Raw genomic sequence first — 23,795 nt, forward strand, 5'->3', positions numbered from 1 at the left:
CCCGGATGGGCTACCGTGCGGGCCATGGCAAGTGTGCTCGTGGTCGAGGACGACCAGTTCGTACGATCTGCGCTGATCCGTCACCTCACGGAGGCCTCGCACAGCGTACGGAGTGTGGGGACGGCGCTGGAGGCGCTGCGCGAGGTGGCACAGGTCGGGTTCGATGTCGTGATCCTGGACCTCGGGCTGCCGGACCTGGACGGCGCGGAGGCGCTGAAGATGCTGCGCGGGATCACCGATGTGCCGGTGATCATCGCCACCGCGCGCGACGACGAGACCGAGGTCATACGGCTGCTGAACGCGGGGGCGGACGACTACCTCATCAAGCCGTTCTCCGTGGATCACCTGTCCGCGCGGATGTCGGCCGTGTTGCGACGCTCACGCGCCCGCGAGGACACGGCGGTGCTGCGGGTCGGCGGGCTGCAGATCGACGTGCAGCGGCGGCAGGCCGCGCTGGACGGCGCGCCGCTGGACCTGACCCGGCGGGAGTTCGACCTGCTGTCCTTCCTGGCGGCGCGGCCGGGGGTGGTGGTGGCGCGGCGGGAGCTGCTGTCGGAGGTGTGGCAGCAGTCGTACGGGGACGACCAGACGATCGATGTCCACTTGTCCTGGCTGCGCAGGAAGCTGGGGGAGACGGCGGCCCGGCCCCGCTACCTGCACACCCTGCGCGGGGTGGGCGTGAAACTGGAGCCGCCGGCATGAGGTGGGCGCTGGTCAAGGTGTGCGTGGCGGTCACGGCGATGGTGGTCGTGGCCTTCGCCGTTCCGCTGGCGCTCGTGGTGAAGGAGATGGCCCGGGACCGGGCCTTCACCAACGCCGAGCGGCAGGCGGCGGCGATCGGCCCGGCGCTGGCCATCACCACGGACCGCACCGAACTCGAGAAGGCCGTCGCCTCCACCCAGGCGGGGGCTGACGGGCAGATCGCGGTGCGCATCCCCGCCACCGAGAGCGCGGCCGGGGTCGCGATCGGCCAGGCGCACGCCGACCAGGCCGCGCTGGACGCCACGTCCCGGCTCGGCCGCGCCTCCACCGTCTCCGTACCCGGCGGCTACGCCCTGCTCCAGCCCACCGCCGTCAGCTCCGGCTCGGTCGCGGTCGTCGAGGTCTACGTCCCCGACGCGGACGTCACGCGTGGGGTGACCGCCTCCTGGGTGGTGCTCGGCGCGGTCGGCATCGGTCTGATCATCGGCTCGGTCGCGGTCGCCGACCGCCTCGGCACCCGTATGGTCCGCCCCGCGAAACGGCTGGCCGACGCCGCCCACGACCTGGGCCGGGGCGATCTGGCCGTACGCGTCCCCGAGGACGGCCCCAGCGAACTGCGCTCGGCGGCAGCCGCCTTCAACGCGATGGCCGCGCAGGTCAACCAGCTCCTCGCCAACGAGCGCGAACTGGCCGCCGACCTCTCCCACCGCCTGCGCACGCCGCTGACCGTGCTGCGCCTCAACGCCGCCTCCCTCGGCGACGGCCCGGCGGGCGAGCAGACCCGCCACGCCGTCGCCCAGCTGGAGCGCGAGGTCGACCAGATCATCCGCACCGCCCGCGCCCAGCAGTCCTCCTCCCTCAGCAGCGTCGGCTGCGACGCCGCCGAGGTCATCCGCGAGCGCATGGCCTTCTGGTCCGCCCTCGCCGAGGACCAGGGGCGCACCGCCCGTACCGCCGGCGTCGAACGCCCCGCCGGGGTGCCCGTCGCCCGCGCCGAACTGGCCGCCGCGCTGGACGCCATGCTCGGCAACGTCTTCCGCCACACCCCGGAGGGCGCCGCCTTCGCCGTCGACGTCCACAGCAGCGAGGACGCGGTCATCGTCCTGGTCTCCGACGCCGGGCCCGGCATCCCGGATCCGGCCGCGGCGCTGCGGCGAGGCCAGGGCGACGGCGGCGACGGCTCCACGGGGCTGGGGCTGGACATCGTCCGGCGCGTCGCCGAGTCGACGGGCGGCGATGTGCGGGTGGGGCCGTCGGTCCTCGGCGGCGCAGAGGTCCGGGTCTGGCTCTCGCTGCGGGGGCGTACGGCGGTCGGCGGGGGCGGCAAGCGGGGCCACAAGCTGGCGCGGGGGCGCAAGGCGCGGCTGGTCGCCAGGGCGTAGGGCCCCGGGGCCGGCCGGTCCGGGCCTACAGGCCGTCGACCAGCTCGATCGTGCGCGCGGCCTCGCCGAGCGCCGCGCGCAGGACGGCCGGGTCGGTGACCGGGGTGTCGGTGCGCGGCGGCACCAGCCAGCCCGTGCCGGCGACCGGCGGCTCGCCCGCCAGGGACAGCCCGCGCCCGTTGGTCTGCGTACAGGCGGAGCCGGGCAGGTCCCAGCCGTCCGCCGTGCCCGGGGGGACGAGGAAGCCGAGGCTGTCGCCCGAGCTGTCGTGCAGGACGGGGCCGACGCCGGTGCGCAGGCGCAGGATGTCCACCGCCTCGAGGCCCTGGCGGGTGGGGACGGTGACCAGGTCGCAGGGCTCGGGTTCACCGGGTGGCGGCGCGCTGCGGTCCTCGCCCGGAGCCGACCTCGACCTGCTGGTGTCCAACCCGCTGGTGTTCCACCTGCTGGTGTCCAACACGGCACATCCTCCTCGGAGCCGGACCACGCATAAATCCACATCCCCGCTGCACCCTGTTCAACGCGCCGCCCCGTCAACGGCTACGCCCTCCTAACGCCGCAAGGGGTGGCGTTTCATGGCGAAACCGAGGTGATATCTCCCTTTTGTAGCCAAACTCCCGGTAATGGCCCGGTAATCGCGCGGTAACAGCCGGTACCTTCGCCGCCATGGCGTCACCGTCACCGAATATCGCCTTCCGCCAACTGCGCGGCGTGCTCTCCCCCGGAGAGTTCGCCGCCGCCGTCCGCCGGGCGGCGCGCGAGATCGGCGAACAGGTCAGCTGCGACGCACGGTACGTGGGCCGCGTGGAGTCCGGGGAGATCAGATGCCCCAACTACGCCTACGAGCGGGTGTTCCGGCACATGTTCCCCGGACGCACGCTCGGTGACCTGGGCTTCGAGCCGCGTGAGGCGGTCCGGGGGCGGCGTGGCGGCGGTGCCGGTGGCCAGCCGGCGTACGAGTTCAGCGACACCGATGAGGAGAGCGACGTGCTGCGCCGCGTGTTCATGACGGGCGGCCCGGCCGCCGTGGTAACCACCGTGGCGATGCGCCCCGAGAAGTCCGGGCGCAGGGTCGGCGCGAGCGACGTGCACGCAGTCGAGGAGGCCGTCCGCAGGATCCGGCTGCACGACGACCGGCACGGCGCCGACGGCCTGTACCGCCAGGCGGGCCAGTCGCTGCGCACCGCGTACCGGCTGCTGGACGAGGGCTCCTACAGCCAGTCCGTCGCCGACGGGCTGCACGCCGGGGCGGGCGAACTGGCCATCTCCGTCGGCTGGCTGGCCCACGACTCGGGCCGCTTCGGCGACGCGCGCTCGTACTACGCAGAGGCCCTGGCCACCGCCCGGATGGCCGCCGACGCGGCCCTGGAGGCGCATGCCTTCTGCAACGCCGCCTTCCTCGCCCGCGACGCCGGCCACCCGCGCGAGGCGGTGCGCGCGGCGCAGGCCGCCCAGCACGCCGCCCGGCGGCTCGGATCGGCCCGGCTGATGTCGCTGCTCGCGCTGCGCGAGGCCGGCGGCCGGGCCGGGCTCGGTGACCGCAGGGCCTGCGAACAGGCCCTTTCCCGCGCCCAGTCGCTGTTCGGGCGCGGGCCCTGCGACGCCGACCCCGAGTGGATGTCCTTCTTCGGCGAGGCCGAACTCGCCGGCCTCGAAGCCCAGTCCTGGGCCGCCCTCGGCGACCACCGCCGGGCCGCCGAGCAGGCCCGCCGCGCCGTCGGCCTGCAGGACCCGCACTTCGCCCGCAACACCGCGCTCTACGGCGCCCAGCTGACCGGCGACCTGGCCGCCGCCGGCCGCCCGGACGAAGCCGCGGCGGCCGGCGGCCGGGTCCTGGACCTGCTGGGCAGCCGGGTGCACTCCACCCGGATCCGCTCCATGCTCGACGGAGCGGCGCGGGGCCTGCGGCCGTACCGGCGGGAGGCGGCGGTCGCCGATTTCCTGCTGCGCGGGTCGTGGTGAGCGGTTGCCGTCGGTGACATCGCTGGTGACGGTGCGGCGCGGCGGCACCCTCGTTCCACCGCGCCGCACCGCGTCTATTCGGCCGCCGGAAGTTCACCCGTCCGGGCGACCTCCGCGTACCAGCGGGCGCTGGACTTGGGGGTGCGGGCCTGGGTCTCGTAGTCGACGTAGACCGCGCCGAAGCGCTTGCTGTACCCGTACGCCCACTCGTAGTTGTCCATCAGGGACCACAGGAAGTAGCCGCGCAGATCGGCGCCGTTGTCCATCGCCCTGCCCGCTGCGTCGAGGTGGCTCTGCAGGTAGGCGATGCGCTCGGGGTCGTGGACCGAGCCGTCGGGCCCCGGCGCGTCCTCGTAGGCCGCGCCGTTCTCGGTGATCAGCAGCGGCAGGCCGGGGAAGTCGCGGGTGCAGCGCAGCAGCAGGTCGTGCAGCCCGGTCGCGTCGACGGACCAGCCCATGGCGGTGCGCGGGCCGTCGGCCTGGTGGAACGCCACATCCTCCGCCGCCGGCCACGGGGAGTGGTCGCTGGCGCCGTGGCCGTCGTTGCGGGCGTTGGCGGGGTCACTGTCAGTGGCGGCTGATACCACTGTGGGTGAGTAGTAGTTGATGCCGAGCAGATCGAGGGGGTGACGGGCCATGGCCGCGAGGTCGCCGTCGCGTACGAAGGACCAGTCGGTGAGGCGCTCGGTGTCCTTGAGCAGATCCTGCGGGTACGCGCCCTTGATCAGCGGCCCGGTGAAGACGCGGTTGCCGACCGCGTCGATCCGCCGTGCCGCGTCCCGGTCCTCGGGAGTGTCGGCCAGGGGGCGGATCTGGTGGAGGTTGAGCGTGACGGCCAGCTGTGCCCGGGCCGGCAGGGTGTCGCGCAGGGCGGCCATGCCCCGGGCGTGGGCGAGGTTGAGGTGGTGCGCCGCGCGCAGCGCCGCCACCGGCTCCGTGCGGCCCGGGGCGTGCACCCCGGACCCGTACCCCAGAAAAGCGCTGCACCACGGCTCGTTGAGAGTGATCCAGCTCTCCACCCGGTCGCCCAGCGCCTCCCCGACGATCCGCGCGTACTCCCCGAACCGCTCCGCGGTCTCCCGCTGCGGCCAGCCGCCCGCGTCCTCCAGCTCCTGCGGGAGGTCCCAGTGGTAGAGCGTCACGGAGGGCTTGATGCCGTGCTCCAGCAGCTCGTCGACCAGCGCCCGGTAGAAGTCCAGGCCCCGCTGCACGGCCGGGCCGCGCCCGGTCGGCTGCACCCGCGGCCAGGAGACCGAGAACCGGTAGGCGCTCAGTCCGAGGTCCGCCATGAGCCGCACGTCGTCGCGGAAGCGATGGTAGTGATCGACGGCCACATCTCCCGTATGGCCCTCGAAGACTTTTCCGGGCGTACGGCTGAACGTGTCCCAGATCGACGGGGTGCGCCCGTCCTCGGCCGCCGCGCCCTCGATCTGGTACGCGGCGGTGGCCGCGCCCCACAGAAAGCCTGGCGGGAACTGACGGCTGGTGGCGGCGGTGCCGGTGGCGGCAGTGGTGGGGGTGGCCGGCCGGGTGTCGGACGCAGTCATACGGGAGCGCTCCCATCGATTTCAGCCCGTCCGGCGTTTGGGGACGGGGGGTCCAGAGGGTGCAGCCCTCTGGTGGGCAAGGTGTGTGGGGAGATGTTCTCGGTCGGGCGCCAGGGCCTGTGCCTAGCCCTTGACGGCCCCCTGCATGATGCCGCCGACGATCTGCTTGCCGAACACGATGAACACCAGCAGCAGCGGCAGCGTCCCGAGCAGCGCGCCCGCCATCACGACCGCCTCGTCCGGGACATAGCCCTGGGCCAGGCTCGTCAGAGCCACCTGCACGGTCGGATTCTCCTGGGTCAGCGCGATGATCGGCCAGAAGAAGTCGTTCCAGGCGAAGACGAAGGTCAGCATCCCGAGCACCGCCATCGCGGGCCGTGCCACAGGGAAGACGACATGCCAGACGATCCGCATGCTGCTCGCGCCGTCGACCCGCGCGGCCTCGATCAGCTCGGTCGGCAGCGCCTGTTCCAGGTACTGCCGCATGAAGAACACCCCGAAGGCGCTGACGAAGGTCGGCAGCACGACGGCCTGCAGATGGTTCGTCCAGTCCAGCTTGGCGATCCACAGGAACAGCGGCACGACGCTGAGCTGCGGCGGCACCATCATCGTGGCGATCACCAGCATCAGCAGGAAGGTCTTGAAGCGGAACCGCAGCTTGGCGAAGGCGAAGCCGGCGATGGTCGAGAACAGCACCGTGCCGATGGTGATGCTGCCCGCCACGATCGCCGAGTTGAGCAGCGCCGTGCTGAGGTTGGCATCGGTCCAGGCGGTCCCGAGGTTCTTGGCCAGATTCCCGCCGAACCAGAACGGGGGCGGGGTCTGCGACAGCCGGCCGCTGGTGCGGGAGGCGGCGATCGCCGTCCAGATGAGGGGGAAGAGCGAGATCGCGGTGAACAGGATCAGTACGCCGTACGCGAAGGGCCCGGCGTGCAGCTGCTTGCCGGCCTTGGTCCGTACGCGTCGGGTGGAAGGAATGACAGCCATACGGAGGACCCTCACTGGCTCTTGCGCAGCCAGCGGGCGAGCAGCCCGTTGACGGCGGCGATCAGCAGCAGAAGCAGGAACATCGCCCAGGCGATGGCCGAGGCCCGCCCCAGGTGGTAATTGGTCCAGCCCTGCTCGTACAGATAAAGGCCCAGCGTCTGGAACTGGTGGGCGGAGCCGCCCTTCTCACCGCCGGTGCCGCCGAAGAGATAGGGCTCGCCGAAGAGCTGGGTCGCGCCGATCGTCGAGACCACGACCGTGAACAGTATCGTCGGCCGCAGCATCGGCACCGTGACGTGCCGGAACTGCTGCCAGCGCGAGGCGCCGTCCAGCGCGGCGGACTCGTACAGATCGGGCGGCACGGCCTGCATCGCGGCCAGATAGATCAGCGTGTTGTAGCCGGTCCAGCGCCAGATCACGATCGAGGAGACCGCGATCTGCGAGGACCAGGTGCCGGCCCGCCAGTCGATGTGGTGGCTGAAGCCGATGTGCTCCAGCGCCCAGTTGATCATGCCGTAGTCGGTGCCGAACATCAGCGTGAAGACCAGTGTCGCGGCGGCCACGGAGGTCGCGTACGGGACGAGCATCGCGACCCGGAAGAAGGTCGAGCCGCGCAGCTTGTAGTTGAGGAGGTGGGCCAGGCCCAGTGCCATGAGCAGCTGCGGGACGGTGGAGATCAGGCCGATGGTGAAGGTGTTCTTCAGGGCGTTCCAGAAGAACTCGTCCTGGATCAGCCGGGTGTAGTTGTGCCAGCCGACGAACTCGCGCGCGTCGAGGTTGGTCAGCTCCACCCGGTAGAAGGAGTTCCAGGCGGTGTAGATCAGCGGGAAGAGCCCGAAGGCGGCGAAGAAGAGGAAGAAGGGCGACACGAACGCGTAAGGGCTGCCCTTGACGTCCCAGCGGTAGAAGCGGCTGCGCCACTTCCGGCGCCGGCCGTCCCGGTCCAGGCGGGCCTGCTCTGCGTGGTCGCGCGGGGCCGCGCCCCCCTTATCGGGGGACGCGGTCGGCGCTGCGGTGAGATCCGAAGCCATGTGGGTCACTGATCCAGTGCGTTGTCGATTTCCTTTTCGGCGGCAGACCAGCCCTGTGCCGGGGTCTTGCCCTGCTGCTCGACCTGCAGGATGCCGACATCGGTGATGGCCGTGTAGATCTGCTGGTCCTTGGGCCCGATCACCAGGGTCGGGATGCCCTTTGCCGCCGCTGCGAAGATCTCACCGATCGGGGCGTTGTTGAAGTAGGCGTGCTTGGCGTCCTTCACTGCGGGCAGATCGTACGCGCCCACGGCGCTCGGGAAGCTGGCCTGCTTGGCGAAGACCTTGGCCTGCTGCTCGGGCGCGGTCAGCCACGCGGCGAGCTTGATCGCCTCGGCCTTGTTCTTGCCGGCCGACGGCACGCCGACGAAGGCGCCGCCCCAGTTGGCGGACTTCGGCGCGGCGGCGACGTCCCACTTGCCCTTGCCGGCGGCGCCGGCCTTCTCCTGGATGTAGCCGAGCATCCAGGCCGGGCACGGCAGGGCGGCGAACTTCGCGTTGGCGAAGGCCTGGTCCCAGGCCTTGTCGAAGAGCTTCAGCTTGCCGGTCAGTCCGCCGGTCGCCGCCTCCATGGCCAGGTTCCAGGCGGTCTTCACACCGGAGCTGGTCTTGTAGATGACCTTGCCGCTGCTGTCGTAGTAGCGCTCGGAGTAGCTGTTGCTCACCGCCTGGTAGAGGCCGGCCGCCGAGTCGGTGAAGGTCGTGCCCGCGGGCGCGTTCCTCTTGTACGTCTTGCCCGCGTCGATGTACTTCGACCAGTCGCCCGCCCACAGCGCGCCGACCTTCGTGCGGTCGGTCGGCAGCCCGGCCTTCTTGAACAGGTCCGTGCGGTAGCAGATCGCCATCGGGCCGATGTCGGTGCCGAGGCCGATGGTCTTGTTGTCGGCGGTCGTCGCCTGCGCCCACTTCCAGTCGAGGAAGTTCGACTTCGTCACGCCGGGCGCCTTCGAGAGGTCCTCGAACTTCGCCGCCTGGGTCGTCACGACCTCGTTGATGTTGCCGACCTCTATGGCCTGGATGTCGCTCAGGCCGCTGCCGGCCGCGAGGTGGGTCAGCAGCTGGGGGTAGTACGTGTCGTTCCGCTCGATCACGTTTTCCTTGATCGTGATGTTCGGATGCAGCTTCTGGTACTCGTCGTACAGCCCGGCCTGCTTGTAGCCGAAGACGCCGAAGGTGCCGACGGTGAGTGTCGTCTTGCCCCCGCCGTTGCCGCTTCCGCTGCCCGATGCCCCCGGGCTGGCGGTGTCGCTGTCGCTGGAACATCCGGCGAGCAGGCTCGCCCCCATCGCGGCGATTGCCGCCAGAGCCACTGCGGCGGTCCGGCCACGTGGCCGGAACGACTTCCTTGTCGTGCCCATTTCTCGGTCCTCCGGGTACGTCCGTGTACGTGATGGAGAGTGCGGGATCTGTATGCGTTGGGTACTGTGGGAGCGCTCCCATGCGTGATGTCTTGAAGAGTCGCGGTTCCCCGGTGGGGTGTCAAGGGAGGCGACGCTCTAAGTTGGCGCAGTTACCACGTCGTGATTGATGACCCATTGCTTCCGCTTCCGGGGGCGACGGGAGCCACTTCAGTTCCACTTGGGTTCCACATGGGGGGCCACATGAGGGGCTTTGTGATTGGGAGGCCGCCATGGCGGTGAGCGGACGGCACAGCGGTAGGCCGACCCTGGAGGAGGTCGCCGCACGGGCCGGCGTCGGCCGCGGCACCGTGTCCCGCGTGATCAACGGGTCGCCGAGGGTGAGCGACCGGGCGAAGACGGCCGTCGAGGCCGCCATCGCCGAGCTGGGATACGTACCGAACCGGGCTGCGCGCGCGCTGGCCGGGAACCGGACGGACGCGATCGCGCTGGTCATCCCCGAGCCGGAGACGAGGCTCTTCGCGGAGCCGTACTTCTCCGACATCATCCGGGGAGTGGGCGCGGAACTGGCCGATACCGACATGCAGCTGCTGCTGACACTCATACGGACGCCCAAGGAGCGTCAGCGCTTCGCCCAGTACCTGAGCGCGCACCGCGTGGACGGCGTGCTGCTCGTCTCCGTGCACGAGGACGATCCGCTGCCCGATCTGCTGGAGCAGCTGGAGATGCCCGCCGTCCTGAACGGGCGGCGGTCCGATCTGGAGTCCGTTTCGTATGTCGACGCCGACAACGTGGGCGGTGCCCGGTCCGCTGTCGCGCATCTGCTCGGGCTCGGCCGTCGCGCCGTCGCGACGATCACCGGCCCCGCCGACATGTACGTCGCCCGCTGCCGTCTCGACGGCTACCGGCAGGCCGTCGAGGCGGCCGGGGCCGGGTTCGACGAGGCGCTCGTCGGCCGCGCCGACTTCACCGAGGAGGGCGCGCGGGCCGCGATGCGGGCGCTGCTGGCCCGGCGGCCCGATGTGGACGCGGTCTTCGCGGCGTCCGACGTCATGGCCGGCGGTGCGCTGCAGGTGCTGCGGGAAGCGGGGCGGCGAGTGCCGGACGACGTGGCGCTGGTGGGCTTCGAGGACTCGGCGATCTGCCGGCACACCGATCCGCAGCTGACGTCGGTGCGGCAGCCGACGGAGGAGATGGGGCGGACGATGGCGCGGGTGCTGCTGGAGGAGATCGCGGCGCGGACCGTCACGCGGCGGCATGTGGTGCTCGCGACGGAGCTGGTGCGCAGGGAGTCGGCGTAGGGGCGGGGTACGGGGGCCGTCCGGCTGCCGGCGGGTTGTGACCGTCGGCAGCCGTAGGGCCGCCGAAGTCGCTCAGCCCAGCGAGAGCAGGTGTGCCTTCAGCCCGGCGCCGTACGCCGTGGCCGTACCGTCGTACGCGCTGATGAGCGACGGCCCCGAGGAGCAGTCCCACGTGTTCCAGGTCCAGCCGAGATACGACGAGTCATGGGCGTCCAGCCAGGCCATGAACTGGTCGATGAAGGCGTGCCCGCACGTGTTCTCGCCGATCTCGCCCGCGACCAGGGGGACCTGGGCGAGGACGGGGGCGAGGGTGCTGTCCCAGCAGGAGCTGGAGCCGCATGTGTTGAAGTTGTAGACGTGGACGGCGGCGGCGAGGTTCCCCGTGGAGTCGGTGGGCTTGTACGCGAGCCACTGGCCGAGGTCGTTGGAGTAGGCGAGGCCGCCCAGGAGGATCACGTTCTGCGCGCCGGTGCCGCGCACCGCGTTGACCAGGGTCTGCATGCCTGCCACGGAGTAGCCGATGCCGGGGCAGGTGCCGCCGTCGCGCCAGCAGGTCCAGGCCTGGGTGAGGGTGGAGGTGGCGCGGTCGGGATAGGGCTCGTTGAAGAGGTCGAAGACCACGGACTGGTCGGACTTGAAGGTGTTGGCGACCGAGGTCCAGAAGGACGGCGTGTACTCGGTGTCGGGCATCGGCTTCTGGCAGGAGGCGTAGAGGTCCGAGCAGCCGGCGGAGTTGCCGGTGTACTGGCCGTGGCTCCAGTGGAGTTCGAGGACGGGCGTGATGCCGTGCGCTTCGAGGCGGGTCGCGTAGTCCTTGATCGCGTCGATGTAGGCGGTGCCGCGGTAGGCGCTGTTGATGTTGGACAGGCCGAGCCAGCACTCCTCGTTGAGGGGGATGCGGACGGTGTCGATGTTCCAGGTGAGCATGGCGGCGATGGCGGCGTCGTCCACGGTGCCGTCGAAGATGCCGTAGCCCTGCACGCACATGAACTCGGTGCCGGAACGGTTCACCCCGTGGAGGAGGTGCTCGGCGCCGGACGCGTCAACGATCTTGTTGCCGGAGACGTGGAGCTTGGGCGCGGCGGTGGCGGGGGTGGTGGTCGTCGGCGTCGCCGTGGGCGTGGTCGTCGGTGTTGTGGTGGGTGTTGTGGTGGGCGACGGTGACGAGTCGGTGTTGCAGGCGACGCCGTTGAGCTTGAAGGCGGTCGGTGCCGGATTCGAGCCCGACCAGTCGGCCAGGAACCCGGCCGTGACGCTGCCGCCGGTGGCGATCGCGCCGTTCCAGCTCTCGTTGACGACCGTCACGCTCGCGCCGGACTGCGACCACTTGCCGCTCCAGCCCTGGGTGACCTTCTGGGTGCCGGGGAAGTCGAAGGTGAGGGTCCAGGTGCTGGTCGCGGCGCTGTTGTTGGTGATGACAACGTTGCCTTGGAATCCGGTGCTCCACTGGCTCGTCACCGAGTAGCCGACGGCGCAGGCGGTCGCGGCGGAGGCGGTGACGGAGGGGAGCAGGGCCACGCCGCCGGCGAGGACGAGGACGGCGGCCGAGGCGAGGGCTGTGGTGCGCGGTGGTCGTCGCATGTGCGACTCCTCAGGGGTGGGGGGTAATCATGGGCGCGCTCCCACTGGTTCGCGGCAGACCATAGCGCCAAGTGGCGGACGAGGATAGAGCGCTGACGGGAGTTCAGGACTTGTGGACGAAGTGGGCTCTTTGTTTCAGGTCTTGACGAGTCGTCAGTCCTGCTCGACGCTTGGGAGCGCTCCCACTGGTTCAGAGCATCTCTCAGGTCTCACACATCCGGCACGAGCCGCCGAGGAGATTCCGCATGCCCGCAGGACGACCGAGAAGACTGTTACTGGTGGGGGTCGCCGCGCTCGCGCTGCCCCTCGCCACCACGACCGCCGGGGGCGGGACCCCCGCACAGGCCGCGACCGTGCAGTGCAGCGTCGACTACACGACCAATGACTGGGGCTCCGGCTTCACCGCGAGTCTCACCATCACCAACCGGGGCACCGACGCCATCTCCGGCTGGTCCCTCGCCTACGCCTACACCGGAAACCAGACGCTGACGAACGGCTGGAGCGGCACCTGGTCGCAGTCCGGGAAGAACGTCACCGTCGCCAGCCTGGACTGGAACAAGACGATCGCGGCCGGCGCCGCCGTCACCACCGGCGCCCAGTTCAGCTACAGCGGCACCAATGCCGCGCCCACCTCCTTCGCCGTCAACGGCACCACCTGCACCGGCGCCCACGCCGCCCCGGTCGCCGTGCTGACCAGCCCCGCCGCCGGGGCCACCTACACGGCGGGGGACACGGTGCCGCTGGCGGCGACCGCGTCGGCCTCGGACGGGGCGACGATCTCCAAGGTGGAGTTCTACAGCAACACCACGCTGCTGGGGACGGACACCTCCTCCCCGTACAGCTTCAGCTGGGCCGGCGTCACGGCGGGGGACTACTCGCTGTACGCCAAGGCCTACGACAGCCTGGGCGCGTCGGCGGAGTCCACCCCGGTGGGCATCCATGTCGCCACCGGGCCGTCCCTGGTGGCGAGCCCTGCGCAGGTCGCCGTCCAGCAGGGCAAGACCGGCACTTTCGCGGTGGCGCTGTCCACGCAGCCGTCCGCGAATGTGACGGTGGCCGTGGCCCGCAGCTCCGGCAACACCGGGCTGTCGGTGACGGGCGGGAGCAGCCTGACCTTCACACCGTCCAACTGGTCCACGGCGCAGACGGTGACCGTCACCGCGGATGCCGCCGGCACCGGCTCTGCGGTGTTCAGCGCGACGGCGACCGGCTATCTGAAGGCCGATGTGACGGTGACCGAGCTGGCGGCGTCCAGCGCCTACCAGGCCAGATTCCTGGACCTGTACGGGAAGATCACCGCTCCGGCCTCCGGTTACTTCTCGCCCGAGGGCATTCCGTACCACTCGGTGGAGACCCTGATCGTCGAGGCCCCGGACTACGGGCACGAGACCACCTCGGAGGCGTACTCGTATCTGATCTGGCTGCAGGCGATGTACGGCAAGGTCACCCAGGACTGGACGAAGTTCAACGCGGCCTGGGCGACCATGGAGCAGTACATGATCCCCACCCACGCCGACCAGCCGACGAACAGCTTCTACAGCGCGAGCAAGCCCGCGACGTACGCCGCCGAGCATCCGCTGCCGTCCGACTACCCGTCACAGATCGAGAGCGGTGTGCCGGTGGGCTCCGACCCGATCGCGGGCGAGCTGTCCTCCGCGTACGGGACCACGGACATCTACGGCATGCACTGGCTGCAGGACGTGGACAACACCTACGGATACGGGGACACCCCGGGCGGCGGCTGCGAGGCCGGGCCGAACGCCTCGGGTCCGTCGTACATCAACACCTTCCAGCGCGGCTCGCAGGAGTCGGTGTGGGAGACGGTGCCCCAGCCGACCTGCGACAACTTCACCTACGGCGGCACCAACGGCTATCTGGACCTGTTCATCAAGGACTCCAGCTACGCCAAGCAGTGGAAGTACACCGACGCCCCGGACGCCGACGCGCGGGCCATCCAGGCCGCGTACTGGGCCGACACCTGGGCCAAGGCCCAGGGCAAGGGCAGCGATGTCGCCACGACCGTCGCCAAGGCCGGGAAGATGGGCGACTATCTGCGCTACTCGTTCTTCGACAAGTACTTCAAGAAGATCGGCAACTGCGTGGGTCCCAGCACCTGCGCGGCCGGCACCGGCAAGGACAGCGAGCACTACCTGCTGTCCTGGTACTACGCCTGGGGCGGCGCCAACAGCTCCTCGGCCGGCTGGGCCTGGCGGATCGGCGACAGCGCGGCGCACTTCGGCTACCAGAACCCCATGGCCGCGTACGCCCTGACCAACGACACCGCGATGGCCCCGAAGTCCACCACCGGCAAGTCCGACTGGACGACCAGCCTCGGCAGGCAGCTGGAGTTCTACCGCTGGCTGCAGAGCAGCGAGGGCGGCATCGCGGGCGGCGCCACCAACAGCTGGGAGGGCAACTACGGCACCCCGCCCAGCGGCACGCCGACCTTCTACGGCATGTACTACGACGTGGCGCCGGTGTACCACGACCCGCCGTCCAACCAGTGGTTCGGCATGCAGGCCTGGTCCATGGAGCGCGTCGCCGAGTACTACCAGCAGACCGGCAACGCCGCCGCCAAGACCATCCTCGACAAGTGGGTCACCTGGGCCATGTCCAAGACCACCGTCAACCCCGACGGGACCTATCTGATCCCCTCGACCCTGACCTGGTCCGGCCAGCCCGACACCTGGAACGCGTCGAGCCCCGGCGCCAACGCCTCGCTTCATGTCACGGTCGCCGACTACACCAACGACGTCGGCGTCACGGCCGCCTACGCCAAGACCCTGTCCTACTACGCCGCCAAGTCCGGCTCCACGGCCGCCAAGACGATGGCCAAGGCCCTGCTGGACGGCATGTGGTCCAACTACCAGGACAGCCTGGGCATCGCGGTCCCCGAGACGCGTACGGACTACAACCGCTTCGACGACGCGGTGTACGTGCCGAGCGGCTGGACCGGGACCATGCCCAACGGCGACGCGATCAACTCCTCGTCCACCTTCGGCTCCATCCGGTCCTTCTACCAGGACGACCCGGCCTACTCCAAGGTCACGTCGTACCTCAACGGGGGCGCGGCGCCGAGCTTCACGTACCACCGGTTCTGGGCCCAGGCGGACATCGCGCTGGCCATGGCCTCGTACGGGGACCTCTTCGGGGAGTGAGCCCCGGGGAGTTTCGGGAGTTGAGTTTCGGGTAGTGAGGAGCCTCACGTGTGACATCGGCCCCCGGGGGCATTTGCCGGGGGCCTCTGTCAGACCCCCCGAATAGAATCTTCACCATGTCTCCAACCGTTTTAGAACGCCCAACCACCCCGTCCGCCGAGGCCGCCAACGAGGCGATACGGCAGTACGTGGCGGACCGGCGCACGTGGTCGCAGGCCGAACTGGCCGAGCTCGACCGCCTGCGCGCCATTTGGCGTACCGCTCAGGAGCGCCGCAACTAGGGGGTGTCTGGCGGATCTCCGTGGCGTCGCGTGCCCTGGCACCAGCGCTCGCCGCGTTGTCGTCGGTCAACGACGCTCCGCGTCGCTTCCCTCCTCCGCCTTGCGATCACAGGCACCAGACCCCGCTCCTTCCCCACGGATATCCGCCAGACACCCCCAAGTACGACCGAAGGTGTCGGGTATCGGGTCCAGGCTGAGCCCATGACCACCAGCTGGGCGGCCTTCCGGGCCGCCGAACCCGACCTCGCGGGCGCCGTTCAGGCCCGCTTCGAGAAGTACCGGCACCATGTCCTCGCGACCTTGCGGGAGGACGGCTCCCCGAGGGTCACCGGCCTGGAGGCGGACTTCCGCCTCGGGGAGCTGTGGCTCGGCATGATGGACGGCTCCCGCAAGGCCCTGGATCTGCGGCGGGATCCCCGCTTCGCGCTCCACGCCAACCCCGGCCCGGACGATTCCATGGACGGCGGCGATGTCCGGGTGAGCGGGCGCGCCGTCGAGGTCACCGATCCCGCGGTCGTCGCCGGTTACATGGACGCCGCCAAGCCGCCGGAGCCCTTCCACCTGTTCCGGGTCGAGCTCACCGAGGTCGTACGCGTCCGGGTCGACAGCGATGAACTCGTGGTCGAGAGCTGGCGCCCGGGGCGCGGGATCCGGGTCGTGCGCCGCACGTGATACGCGGAAGGGCCCCGGTCGATTCGACCGGGGCCCTTCATCAAGGGTGAGTGACGGGACTCGAACCCGCGGCATCCTGGACCACAACCAGGTGCTCTACCAGCTGAGCTACACCCACCATGTCCGGCACTTTTTCCTGCTCCGTACCGGCCGAGAAAAAGTGTACAGGGTCCGAGGGGGTGCTCGCTCCCGCCTTTCGGCGTGGCCGTCGGGCGGGTTCCGGCGGCCGTTCGCCGGCTATTGCGCAGGCAGGACGTACTTCGCGGCGATGGTGCGGGCGGTGTCCGTGTCGGGGCCGGGCTGGGGGACGAAGACGGCCTCGCGGTAGTAGCGCAGCTCGGCGATGGACTCGCGGATGTCGGCCAGCGCCCGGTGGTTGCCGTTCTTCTCGGGGCTGTTGAAGTAGGCGCGCGGGTACCAGCGGCGGGACAGCTCCTTGATGGAGGAGACGTCCACGATGCGGTAGTGCAGGTGCTGCTCCAGGCCGGGCATGTCGCGGGCCAGGAAGCCGCGGTCGGTGGAGACGGAGTTGCCGCACAGCGGCGCCTTGCGGGGCTCGGCGACATGCTCGCGTACGTACGCCAGGACCAGCTTCTCGGCCTCTTCGAGGGTCACGCCGCCGTCGAGCTCCTCCAGGAGGCCGGAGGCGGTGTGCATGTCGCGTACGACCTCGGGCATGGTCTCCAGGGCCTCGGCGGGCGGGCGGATCACGATGTCCACGCCTTCGCCGAGGATGTTCAGCTCCGAGTCGGTCACGAGGGCGGCCACCTCGATCAAGGCGTCGTGCGCCAGGGAGAGGCCGGTCATCTCGCAGTCGATCCACACCATCCGGTCGTTCATGTGTATCAGCCTACGGGGCGATCCCTCGGTCCCGGCATAGCCGCGTTGCGTCCGCGTACGTCTCGGTCACCGCGCAGCCGTCCGGGCTGCTCGGGGATGCGCGAGGTGAAGGTGTCGTTGTCGGACTTCACGGGCGTCGGCTGGGAGGGCAGCCCGGAGGACGACGGCATGGCCGTGGCGTGGCCGCGGCGCGGCGCGCCCACCGGGCCGGAGCCGCTTCCGGGGCCGTTTCCTGGTCCGCTTCCGGGGCCCGTTCCCGGGCCGCCGGCGGGATCCGGGGTGCGGGGTTCCTTGGCCGGCGGCTCGGTCTCGTCCTGCGGGCGGCGGGCCCGGTAGGCGGCCCGGTAGGAGGCGGGGGAGGAGCCGAGCTGGCGCCGGAAGTGACCGCGCAGGGCGACGGGCGAGCGGAAGCCGCAGCGTCCGGCGACCTCGTCGACCGAGTAGTCGGAGGTCTCCAGAAGCCGCTGGGCCTGCAGGACGCGCTGGGTGATCAGCCACTGCAGGGGAGCGCTCCCGGTGAGGGTGCGGAAACGCCGGTCGAAGGTGCGGCGGCTCATGTAGGCGCGCGCGGCGAGGGTCTCCACGTCGAACTGCTCGTGGAGGTGCTCCAGCGCCCACGCGACGACCTCGGCCAGCGGATCCCCGCCGATTTCCTCCGGTAAAGAGCGGTCCAGATGGCGCTGCGGGCCACCGCCCCAGTCGCTGCCGCGCCGCGGTGACACCACCAGGCGGCGGGCCAGGGTGTTCGCGGCCTCGGCGCCGTGGTCGGTGCGCACGACGTGCAGGCACAGATCGATCCCGGCGGCGGTGCCGGCCGAGGTCAGGACGTCGCCGTCGTCGACGAAGAGCTCGCGCGGGTCCACATGGACCGACGGGTAGCGCTTGGCGAGGGTGGGCGCGTACATCCAGTGGGTGGTGGCCGGGCGGCCGTCCAGCAGCCCGGCGGCGGCGAGCACGAAGGCACCGGTGCACAGGCCGATGATCCTGGCGCCCTCCTCGTGGGCCCTGCGCAGCGCGTCCAGGGCCTCCACGGGCGGCGGCTGGGAGATCGAGCGCCAGGCGGGCACGACGACGGTGCCGGCCCGCGAGAGCGCTTCCAGGCCGTACGGAGCGGTGAGTTCCAGGCCGCCGGTGGTGCGCAGCGGGCCGTCCTCGCCGGCCGCGACCAGGAGGCGGTAGCGGGGCACGCCGGCGTCCTGGCGGTCGATGCCGAACACCGACAGCGGGATGGAACTCTCGAAGATCGGCCCGCCGCTGAACAGCAGCACCGCGACGACTTCCTGGCGGCGGCGCGCGGAGAGCTTGCGGGCTGACCGGGAGGACGGTGACGACGCGGCGGACACTGCCGAACCTGCCGAACCTGCCGAAGCGGACACCGATGGCGCTGACGGCGCGGTGGTGGCCGACATGCCGGCCATCGACGGGGTGTCCGCCGCCGTGCCGGTCCAGGACTCCTGGTTCATGGAGCTCAAGCCCCCCTCGGTCGTCTCGTCCTCTCGGTCCTGCACTGTCACTTCCCCCGCGTCTTCCTCAAGATCGAATCTACTGTGTCACTGGGGCTGTAGTGGCAAGTTCACCACCTGGCTGTATGTCGACATGACCACTTGGCGTGAAGCATTCGATCACGAAGCGTTCCACTCGCCAGGCCTGGTGGGAAGTGTGCCTCGCCCTCCTCGCACAGGCGCACAACGGGTGTGCGCCCCCTGGGAGGGCGTCCCTGCTGGTGAGGGCGGTGTGAAGGGGTTGTGTGCCCAACGGGCGTACTGCGGTGAGAAGTTGGCTGAAAAATGTCGGCAATCCTGCACGCGCCCCAGGTCAGCGCACCGGCGCACACGCAGGAGGTGGCCTATGCGCCTGTGCGCCCCCACCCCTTTTCGGCCCGCTGAGGACGATTCCGGATATGGCCGGAGGCGGACAGGCCGGGAAGGGCGCTGAAGGACGAGTTGTCCGATTGGCGCGGGCGCGTTGCGCTCGGCGCCGGACTCCGGCATTCTCCTGGAAACTTCGGGGTAAGCCGTGGCTGTGAAGGACTCGGCACATCTGTGCACGGGTGCTTGACCGCCGTACTCTGGAGTCAGCGGGAAGGGCAGCCCCTTACCGGTCATATCGGCCGGTCCCGCGGCCCCCGCAAACGTTGTTGTCCGCCCATCGGAGCCCCCGGGCACCGACGATTCGTCGAGAAAACCATCATGGCCGGTTACGAGCTCCCTGAGCCCGCCGAAGGAAAGCCGCTCGCCGACCCGGCGTCGGTACCCGAGGCGGCTACTGAGCTGCGCACGTCCTGCGACCCCGCCTTCCGCCACGGAGTGGTGGTCGGCTTCGACGGTTCCGTCTCCAGCGAGCGCGCCCTGGCGTACGCCATCGGCATGGCCCGGCGCTCGGGCTCCGCGCTGATCATCGTGCACGTCGCCAACCGGCTCCCGGCCACCGTGTGGGCCGGTTGCGAGCCGCCGGTCTTCGTGGACGTCCCGGATCACCGGACGGAGGTGCTGGGCCTTGAGCTGGCCTGCGCCGACCATCTGTCCGAGGTGCCCTGGATCCTGGTCGAGCGCGGCGGCGACATCTGCCACGAACTGGAGGAGGTCGGCCGGGAGTACGAGGCCGACGCGATCGTGGTCGGCGGCACGCACGGCATCATCGGCAAGATCTTCGGCTCGGTGGCCGGACGGCTCGCACGGCGCGCGCAGCGGCCCGTGATCGTCATTCCGTAGCGTCATGACGACGTAGTGCCATAACGATTTGGTGCACAGCGGCTGAAATGTCGCCGCGGCGGGTTGCTTGTGCCTTTGTGAAGGGTATCCCACCTGCAGTTTCGCAGTTTCTTCCCTCGTACACGAAGGGGGTCCGCGGTGGACAACGACGTCTCCACGGCACGCACCGCAGGAGCCGGAGCAACGCCTCTGGGATACCTGGCACTCGGCCTGACGCTGCTCGCGTTCGGCCTCTTCAGCACCGGCGCGATCGACAACACGGCGGCCGGCGATGCCGCCCGGCTCGCGCTCTACGTCGGCGGCATCACCCAATTCGTCGCCGGAATGTGGGAGTTCTACCGGGGCAGTGCCTTCGCGGGCACCGCGTTCGCCTCGCTCGGGGCCTTCTGGTTCACCTGGGGCGCCGCGTCCGGGGCGTCGGCGGGCAAGGAGGTCACGGGGCTGTTCTTCCTGCTGTGGGCCCTGCTGGCGCTCAGCCTGACGGTGGCCGCCTGGCAGCTGGGCGGCGTGGCGCAGACCGCCTTCGCGCTGCTGACCGTCTCCCTGGCTCTCTTCGGCATCGCCGCCCTCGCCTCGAACACCGGCCTGGGCAAGGCCGCGGGCTGGGTCGGCGTGGCGGCGGGCGCGGTCGCCTGGTACGGCGGCACGGCGCTGCTGACCAACGCCACCTGGGGCCGGCGGGCCCTGCCGTCGGACGGCTGGCGGCTGGCGGTGCCGCACCGCGGGCACGCGGCGTGACGGTCCGGGGTCCGGGGCCGACGGCTCCGGACCCCCTTCTTGCCTCTGGCCTTTGGCTACTCGACCGTGACGGACTTCGCGAGGTTGCGCGGCTTGTCGATGTCCCGGCCCAGCGCCAGCGCCGTGTGGTACGCCAGCAGCTGCAGCGGGATGCCCATCAGGATCGGGTCCAGCTCGTGCTCGTTCTTCGGGACCAGGATGGTGTGGTCGGCCCGCTCCTGCTCGCTGTGCGCGACGGCCAGGATCGGCCCGCTGCGGGCCTTGATCTCCTCCAGCGCCGCCCGGTTCTTCTCCAGCAGGTCGTCGTCCGGCACGATCGCGACCGTCGGCATGGCGGGCTCGATGAGGGCCAGCGGGCCGTGCTTCAGCTCCGAGGCCGGATACGCCTCGGCGTGGATGTAGCTGATCTCCTTGAGCTTCAGGGAGGCCTCAAGGGCCACCGGGTAGCCGCGCACCCGGCCGATGAACATCATCGACTTCGCTTCCGCGTACTCCTCGGCGAGCTTCTTGATCTCCGCCTCCTGCCCCAGGACCTCGGCGATCTGCTCCGGCAGCCTGCGCAGGCCCGCGATCAGCCGCTTGCCGTCCGCGACCGAAAGGTCCCGGATCCGGCCGAGGTGCAGGGCCAGCAGCGCGAAGGCGACCACGGTGTTGGTGAAGCACTTCGTGGAGACCACGCAGACCTCGGGGCCCGCGTGGACGTACACCCCGCCGTCGGTCTCGCGGGCGATCGCCGAGCCCACGACATTCACCACGCCGAGGACGCGGGCGCCCTTGCGCTTGAGCTCCTGCACAGCCGCCAGGACGTCATAGGTCTCACCGGACTGCGAGACCGCGACATAGAGCGTGTCGGGGTCCACCACCGGATTGCGGTACCGGAACTCCGAAGCCGGCTCGGCGTCCGCGGGGATCCTGGCCAGCTCCTCGATCAGCCCGGCGCCGATCATTCCCGCGTGGTACGAGGTCCCGCAGCCCAGGATCTTCACCCGGCGCACGGCACGCGCCTCGCGGGCGTCCAGGTTGAGGCCGCCGAGGTGGACCGTGGAGAAGCGGTCGTCGATCCGCCCGCGCAGCACGCGGTCCACCGCCTCGACCTGCTCGGTGATCTCCTTGTGCATGTACGTGTCGTGGCCGCCCATGTCGTACGACTCGGCCTCCCACTCCACGGTGGTCGGCGAGGCGGTGGTGCGGGCGCCGTCGGTGGTGTACGTACGGAAGTCGTCGGCCTTGAGAGTGGCCATCTCGCCGTCGTCGAGCGTGACCACCTGGCGGGTGTGCGCGACCAGCGCGGCGACGTCCGAGGCGACGAACATCTCCTTCTCGCCGATGCCCAGCACCACCGGGGAGCCGTTGCGGGCGACCACGATCCGGTCCGGGAAGTCGGCGTGCAGCACGGCGATCCCGTACGTGCCCTCGATCAGGGCGAGCGACTGGCGGACCTTGTCCTCCAGCGTCTCGGCCTGGGAGCGGCCGATGAGGTGGGTCAGCACCTCGGTGTCGGTCTCGGACAGGAAGACGACGCCGTCGGCGGTCAGCTTGGCCCGCAGCGCGGTGGCGTTGTCGATGATGCCGTTGTGGACGACGGCGACCTTGCCCTCGCCGTCCAGGTGCGGGTGGGCGTTCTCGTCGCTCGGCGCGCCATGGGTGGCCCAGCGCGTGTGCGCGATGCCCGTGGTGCCCGCGAACCGCTTGGGCACCCGGGCCTCCAGCTCACGGACCCGGCCCTTGGCCTTGACGGTCTTCAGGCCCCCGGACTTCCCGGCGATGGCGATGCCCGCCGAGTCGTAGCCGCGGTACTCCAGCCGCGCCAGGCCCTCCAGCAGCAGTGGGGCCACATCGCGCCTACCGATATATCCGACGATTCCGCACATGGGTTTGGCTGTCCCTCCCGATCGTGTTCATGGTGTGCTCAGCCGTGACTCAGCCTGTGACTCGGTCCGTAACTCAGCCGTAGACGATGCGGCGCAACTGCCTCAGCGAGTACTCCGGCGGCGTCACCGCGCGATAGGGCAGCTCAGCGGTGATCCGGTCGAAAATGTCCGTGTTCACCAGCCCCTTCGCTTGCAGCTCGCGGTGGCGGCGCCGGATGAAGTCCTCTGCCGTCTCGTCGAAGTACGCCAGGACGTCCTGGATCACCCTGGCGGCCTCGCCGCGTTGCAGCGGCGTGGTCCTGACCAGGTGGTCAATGAGGTCGTCATACGACGCACGGCTTTCGAGCACCGGATGATCCTGCGGGAGGGAGGGCCCGCTTTGCAAGAATCCTGCCCGATATCGGGCAGACGATGAGGGAAACTAAGCCATGAGTGGATTATGTGATGAGCTGATGCCCTCATCCCTCTAGGCCATGGGCAGCCCCAGCTCTCGGGCGATCAGCATGCGCTGTACCTCGCTGGTGCCCTCGCCGATCTCCAGGATCTTGGAGTCCCGCCACATCCGGGCCACCGGGTACTCGTTCATGAAGCCGTAGCCGCCGTGGATCTGGGTGGCCTCGCGGGCATTGGTGACCGCGATCTCTGAGGAGTAGAGCTTGGCGAGCGCCGCCTCCTTCTTGAACGGCTCGCCCGAGAGCAGCCGCGACGCCGCGTCCCGCCAGGCCAGGCGGGCGGTGTGGGCCCGCATCTCCATGTCGGCGAGCTTGAACTGGATCGCCTGGTTGGCCCCGATCGGCCGGCCGAAGGCCTGCCTGGCCTTGGCGTACGCCACCGACTCGTCCACGCAACCCTGTGCCAGGCCGGTGGCCAGCGCCGAGATCGCGATCCGCCCCTCGTCCAGGATCCGCAGGAACTGGGCATAGCCCCGCCCCTCCTCGCCCACCAAATTGCCCGCCGGGACCCGGCAGTCCGAGAAGGCCAGCTCACGGGTGTCCGAGGCGTTCCAGCCCACCTTGCTGTACTTCTTGGAGACCGTGAACCCGGGGGTGCCGGACGGCACGATGATCGATGAGATCTCCGGGCGGCCGTCAGCCTTGCGGCCGGTGACGGCGGTAACCGTGACCAGGGCCGTTATGTCGGTGCCGGAATTGGTGATGAAGCACTTGGTGCCGTTGATCACCCATTCGCCGGTCGCCTCGTCCAGCCTGGCCGTGGTGCGGGTGCCGCCCGCGTCCGAGCCGCACTCCGGCTCGGTGAGCCCGAATGCGCCCAGCGCCTCGCCCGAGGTGAGACGGGGCAGCCACTCGCGCTTCTGCTCCTCAGTGCCGAAGCGGAAGATGGGCATGGCCCCCAGCCCCACCCCGGCCTCCAGGGTGATCGCCATCGAGGAGTCCACCCGGGCCAGCTCCTCCAGGGCCAGACAGAACGCGAAGTAGTCGCCGCCCATCCCGCCGTACTCCTCGGGGAACGGCAGTCCGAACAGGCCCATCCGGCCCATCTCGCGGACGATCTCGTACGGGAACTCGTCGTGCTCGTAGAACTCGCCGATCTTCGGCGCGATGACATCGTGCGCGAACTGCTCCACCGTGCGGCGGAGTTCCTCGTATTCGGCCGGCAGCCGGTGGGAGGGGGTCGCGGCGGATGCCGCAGAGGGCGTCATGGCGGTGGTCATG

The 23,795-nt window shown here is 70.2% G+C and carries 20 protein-coding genes and 1 tRNA gene; 9 read left to right on the forward strand and 12 right to left on the reverse strand.

Translation table 11 applies throughout. The features are described from left to right. The first annotated feature begins 24 nt into the window (after nucleotides 1–24). A complete protein-coding gene (locus tag OG607_RS29245; RefSeq protein WP_329317595.1) occupies nucleotides 25–702 on the forward strand; it encodes a response regulator transcription factor in 678 nt (225 codons plus the stop codon). Then, the gene (locus tag OG607_RS29250; RefSeq protein WP_405729803.1) at nucleotides 699–2,084 is read left to right on the forward strand and encodes a sensor histidine kinase; all 1,386 of its coding nucleotides are present in this window, start codon (nucleotides 699–701) and stop codon (nucleotides 2,082–2,084) included. Before OG607_RS29245 ends, OG607_RS29250 begins: the two co-directional genes overlap by 4 nt. Before the next feature lie 25 nt (nucleotides 2,085–2,109). Here the strand turns inward: OG607_RS29250 and OG607_RS29255 are convergent, their stop codons facing one another. Further along, nucleotides 2,110–2,544, reverse strand: a complete 435-nt coding sequence (locus tag OG607_RS29255; protein ID WP_405729806.1) for a hypothetical protein — start codon at nucleotides 2,542–2,544, stop codon at nucleotides 2,110–2,112. Between the two features lie 206 nt (nucleotides 2,545–2,750). On the opposite strand from OG607_RS29255, the gene OG607_RS29260 reads away from it, so the two are divergent. Beyond that, nucleotides 2,751–4,046, forward strand: coding sequence for a tetratricopeptide repeat protein (locus OG607_RS29260; RefSeq protein ID WP_405729809.1), 1,296 nt, complete (start codon nucleotides 2,751–2,753; stop codon nucleotides 4,044–4,046). A gap of 74 nt (nucleotides 4,047–4,120) precedes the next feature. Here the strand turns inward: OG607_RS29260 and OG607_RS29265 are convergent, their stop codons facing one another. The 4 genes from OG607_RS29265 to OG607_RS29280 form a co-directional block, all read right to left on the reverse strand. After that, the gene (locus OG607_RS29265) at nucleotides 4,121–5,593 is read right to left on the reverse strand and encodes a glycoside hydrolase family 1 protein (protein WP_405729812.1); all 1,473 of its coding nucleotides are present in this window, start codon (nucleotides 5,591–5,593) and stop codon (nucleotides 4,121–4,123) included. Nucleotides 5,594–5,716: 123 nt separating this feature from the next. After that, nucleotides 5,717–6,580 carry a carbohydrate ABC transporter permease gene (locus OG607_RS29270; RefSeq protein ID WP_405729815.1) on the reverse strand — a complete coding sequence of 288 codons (864 nt, stop codon included), beginning with the start codon at nucleotides 6,578–6,580 and terminating at the stop codon, nucleotides 5,717–5,719. A gap of 11 nt (nucleotides 6,581–6,591) precedes the next feature. After that, complete coding sequence (locus OG607_RS29275) at nucleotides 6,592–7,611, reverse strand: carbohydrate ABC transporter permease (RefSeq protein WP_405729818.1); 1,020 nt, start codon at nucleotides 7,609–7,611, stop codon at nucleotides 6,592–6,594. A 5-nt stretch (nucleotides 7,612–7,616) separates the two neighbouring features. Continuing rightward, nucleotides 7,617–8,969 (reverse strand): extracellular solute-binding protein, encoded by a 1,353-nt coding sequence (locus OG607_RS29280; protein WP_405729821.1) that lies wholly within the window; start codon nucleotides 8,967–8,969, stop codon nucleotides 7,617–7,619. 272 nt (nucleotides 8,970–9,241) lie between these two features. Here OG607_RS29280 and OG607_RS29285 point away from each other — a divergent pair, with 272 nt between their 5' ends. Further along, a complete protein-coding gene (locus OG607_RS29285; protein WP_405729824.1) occupies nucleotides 9,242–10,270 on the forward strand; it encodes a LacI family DNA-binding transcriptional regulator in 1,029 nt (342 codons plus the stop codon). A gap of 72 nt (nucleotides 10,271–10,342) precedes the next feature. Here OG607_RS29285 and OG607_RS29290 read toward each other — a convergent pair whose 3' ends face one another. Beyond that, nucleotides 10,343–11,851: a cellulose binding domain-containing protein gene (locus tag OG607_RS29290; RefSeq protein ID WP_405729827.1), complete on the reverse strand. Its 1,509-nt coding sequence runs from the start codon at nucleotides 11,849–11,851 to the stop codon at nucleotides 10,343–10,345. A gap of 245 nt (nucleotides 11,852–12,096) precedes the next feature. On the opposite strand from OG607_RS29290, the gene OG607_RS29295 reads away from it, so the two are divergent. The 3 genes from OG607_RS29295 (at nucleotide 12,097) to OG607_RS29305 (ending at nucleotide 15,962) form a co-directional block, all read left to right on the forward strand. Beyond that, nucleotides 12,097–15,009: a glycoside hydrolase family 48 protein gene (locus OG607_RS29295; protein WP_405729830.1), complete on the forward strand. Its 2,913-nt coding sequence runs from the start codon at nucleotides 12,097–12,099 to the stop codon at nucleotides 15,007–15,009. Nucleotides 15,010–15,125: 116 nt separating this feature from the next. Continuing rightward, nucleotides 15,126–15,290, forward strand: a complete 165-nt coding sequence (locus tag OG607_RS29300) for a hypothetical protein (protein ID WP_329317605.1) — start codon at nucleotides 15,126–15,128, stop codon at nucleotides 15,288–15,290. A gap of 201 nt (nucleotides 15,291–15,491) precedes the next feature. Beyond that, complete coding sequence (locus tag OG607_RS29305; RefSeq protein ID WP_405729833.1) at nucleotides 15,492–15,962, forward strand: pyridoxamine 5'-phosphate oxidase family protein; 471 nt, start codon at nucleotides 15,492–15,494, stop codon at nucleotides 15,960–15,962. Nucleotides 15,963–16,007: 45 nt separating this feature from the next. Here the strand turns inward: OG607_RS29305 and OG607_RS29310 are convergent. The 3 genes from OG607_RS29310 to OG607_RS29320 all read right to left on the reverse strand — a co-directional run bounded on the left by OG607_RS29310 (nucleotide 16,008) and on the right by OG607_RS29320 (nucleotide 18,145). Next, nucleotides 16,008–16,080, reverse strand: a tRNA-His gene (locus OG607_RS29310). Nucleotides 16,081–16,199: 119 nt separating this feature from the next. Further along, nucleotides 16,200–16,802, reverse strand: a complete 603-nt coding sequence (orn, locus tag OG607_RS29315) for an oligoribonuclease (RefSeq protein ID WP_405729836.1) — start codon at nucleotides 16,800–16,802, stop codon at nucleotides 16,200–16,202. 5 nt (nucleotides 16,803–16,807) lie between these two features. Further along, a complete protein-coding gene (locus tag OG607_RS29320; protein WP_405737131.1) occupies nucleotides 16,808–18,145 on the reverse strand; it encodes a helix-turn-helix domain-containing protein in 1,338 nt (445 codons plus the stop codon). An 846-nt stretch (nucleotides 18,146–18,991) separates the two neighbouring features. Between OG607_RS29320 and OG607_RS29325 the strand changes: the two genes are divergently transcribed. Continuing rightward, nucleotides 18,992–19,513, forward strand: coding sequence for a universal stress protein (locus OG607_RS29325; RefSeq protein WP_405729839.1), 522 nt, complete (start codon nucleotides 18,992–18,994; stop codon nucleotides 19,511–19,513). Nucleotides 19,514–19,651: 138 nt separating this feature from the next. Beyond that, nucleotides 19,652–20,251 carry an acetate uptake transporter gene (locus OG607_RS29330; RefSeq protein ID WP_405729842.1) on the forward strand — a complete coding sequence of 200 codons (600 nt, stop codon included), beginning with the start codon at nucleotides 19,652–19,654 and terminating at the stop codon, nucleotides 20,249–20,251. A 56-nt stretch (nucleotides 20,252–20,307) separates the two neighbouring features. Here the strand turns inward: OG607_RS29330 and glmS are convergent, their stop codons facing one another. The 3 genes from glmS to OG607_RS29345 form a co-directional block, all read right to left on the reverse strand. Further along, on the reverse strand, nucleotides 20,308–22,122 hold the full coding sequence (glmS, locus tag OG607_RS29335) for a glutamine--fructose-6-phosphate transaminase (isomerizing) (RefSeq protein ID WP_405729845.1): 1,815 nt from the start codon (nucleotides 22,120–22,122) through the stop codon (nucleotides 20,308–20,310). A 73-nt stretch (nucleotides 22,123–22,195) separates the two neighbouring features. Next, a complete protein-coding gene (locus OG607_RS29340) occupies nucleotides 22,196–22,471 on the reverse strand; it encodes a hypothetical protein (RefSeq protein WP_405729848.1) in 276 nt (91 codons plus the stop codon). Nucleotides 22,472–22,588: 117 nt separating this feature from the next. Continuing rightward, nucleotides 22,589–23,794, reverse strand: a complete 1,206-nt coding sequence (locus OG607_RS29345) for an acyl-CoA dehydrogenase family protein (RefSeq protein ID WP_405729851.1) — start codon at nucleotides 23,792–23,794, stop codon at nucleotides 22,589–22,591. Between the last annotated feature and the right edge of the window lies 1 nt (nucleotide 23,795).

Source organism: Streptomyces sp. NBC_01537 (assembly GCF_045040445.1).
GTDB lineage: Bacteria > Actinomycetota > Actinomycetes > Streptomycetales > Streptomycetaceae > Actinacidiphila.

What these genes read in the sequence shown, in the direction of transcription:
- OG607_RS29275 (WP_405729818.1), bottom strand. Translation starts at nt 7,611, where the DNA reads ATGGCTTCGGATCTCACCGCAGCGCCGACCGCGTCCCCCGATAAGGGG.
- OG607_RS29285 (WP_405729824.1), top strand. Translation starts at nt 9,242, where the DNA reads ATGGCGGTGAGCGGACGGCACAGCGGTAGGCCGACCCTGGAGGAGGTC.
- OG607_RS29305 (WP_405729833.1), top strand. Translation starts at nt 15,492, where the DNA reads ATGACCACCAGCTGGGCGGCCTTCCGGGCCGCCGAACCCGACCTCGCG.
- OG607_RS29250 (WP_405729803.1), top strand. Translation starts at nt 699, where the DNA reads ATGAGGTGGGCGCTGGTCAAGGTGTGCGTGGCGGTCACGGCGATGGTG.
- OG607_RS29260 (WP_405729809.1), top strand. Translation starts at nt 2,751, where the DNA reads ATGGCGTCACCGTCACCGAATATCGCCTTCCGCCAACTGCGCGGCGTG.
- OG607_RS29270 (WP_405729815.1), bottom strand. Translation starts at nt 6,580, where the DNA reads ATGGCTGTCATTCCTTCCACCCGACGCGTACGGACCAAGGCCGGCAAG.
- OG607_RS29265 (WP_405729812.1), bottom strand. Translation starts at nt 5,593, where the DNA reads ATGACTGCGTCCGACACCCGGCCGGCCACCCCCACCACTGCCGCCACC.
- OG607_RS29295 (WP_405729830.1), top strand. Translation starts at nt 12,097, where the DNA reads ATGCCCGCAGGACGACCGAGAAGACTGTTACTGGTGGGGGTCGCCGCG.
- OG607_RS29290 (WP_405729827.1), bottom strand. Translation starts at nt 11,851, where the DNA reads ATGCGACGACCACCGCGCACCACAGCCCTCGCCTCGGCCGCCGTCCTC.
- glmS (WP_405729845.1), bottom strand. Translation starts at nt 22,122, where the DNA reads ATGTGCGGAATCGTCGGATATATCGGTAGGCGCGATGTGGCCCCACTG.
- OG607_RS29280 (WP_405729821.1), bottom strand. Translation starts at nt 8,969, where the DNA reads ATGGGCACGACAAGGAAGTCGTTCCGGCCACGTGGCCGGACCGCCGCA.
- OG607_RS29345 (WP_405729851.1), bottom strand. Translation starts at nt 23,794, where the DNA reads ATGACCACCGCCATGACGCCCTCTGCGGCATCCGCCGCGACCCCCTCC.
- OG607_RS29300 (WP_329317605.1), top strand. Translation starts at nt 15,126, where the DNA reads ATGTCTCCAACCGTTTTAGAACGCCCAACCACCCCGTCCGCCGAGGCC.
- orn (WP_405729836.1), bottom strand. Translation starts at nt 16,802, where the DNA reads ATGAACGACCGGATGGTGTGGATCGACTGCGAGATGACCGGCCTCTCC.
- OG607_RS29325 (WP_405729839.1), top strand. Translation starts at nt 18,992, where the DNA reads ATGGCCGGTTACGAGCTCCCTGAGCCCGCCGAAGGAAAGCCGCTCGCC.
- OG607_RS29245 (WP_329317595.1), top strand. Translation starts at nt 25, where the DNA reads ATGGCAAGTGTGCTCGTGGTCGAGGACGACCAGTTCGTACGATCTGCG.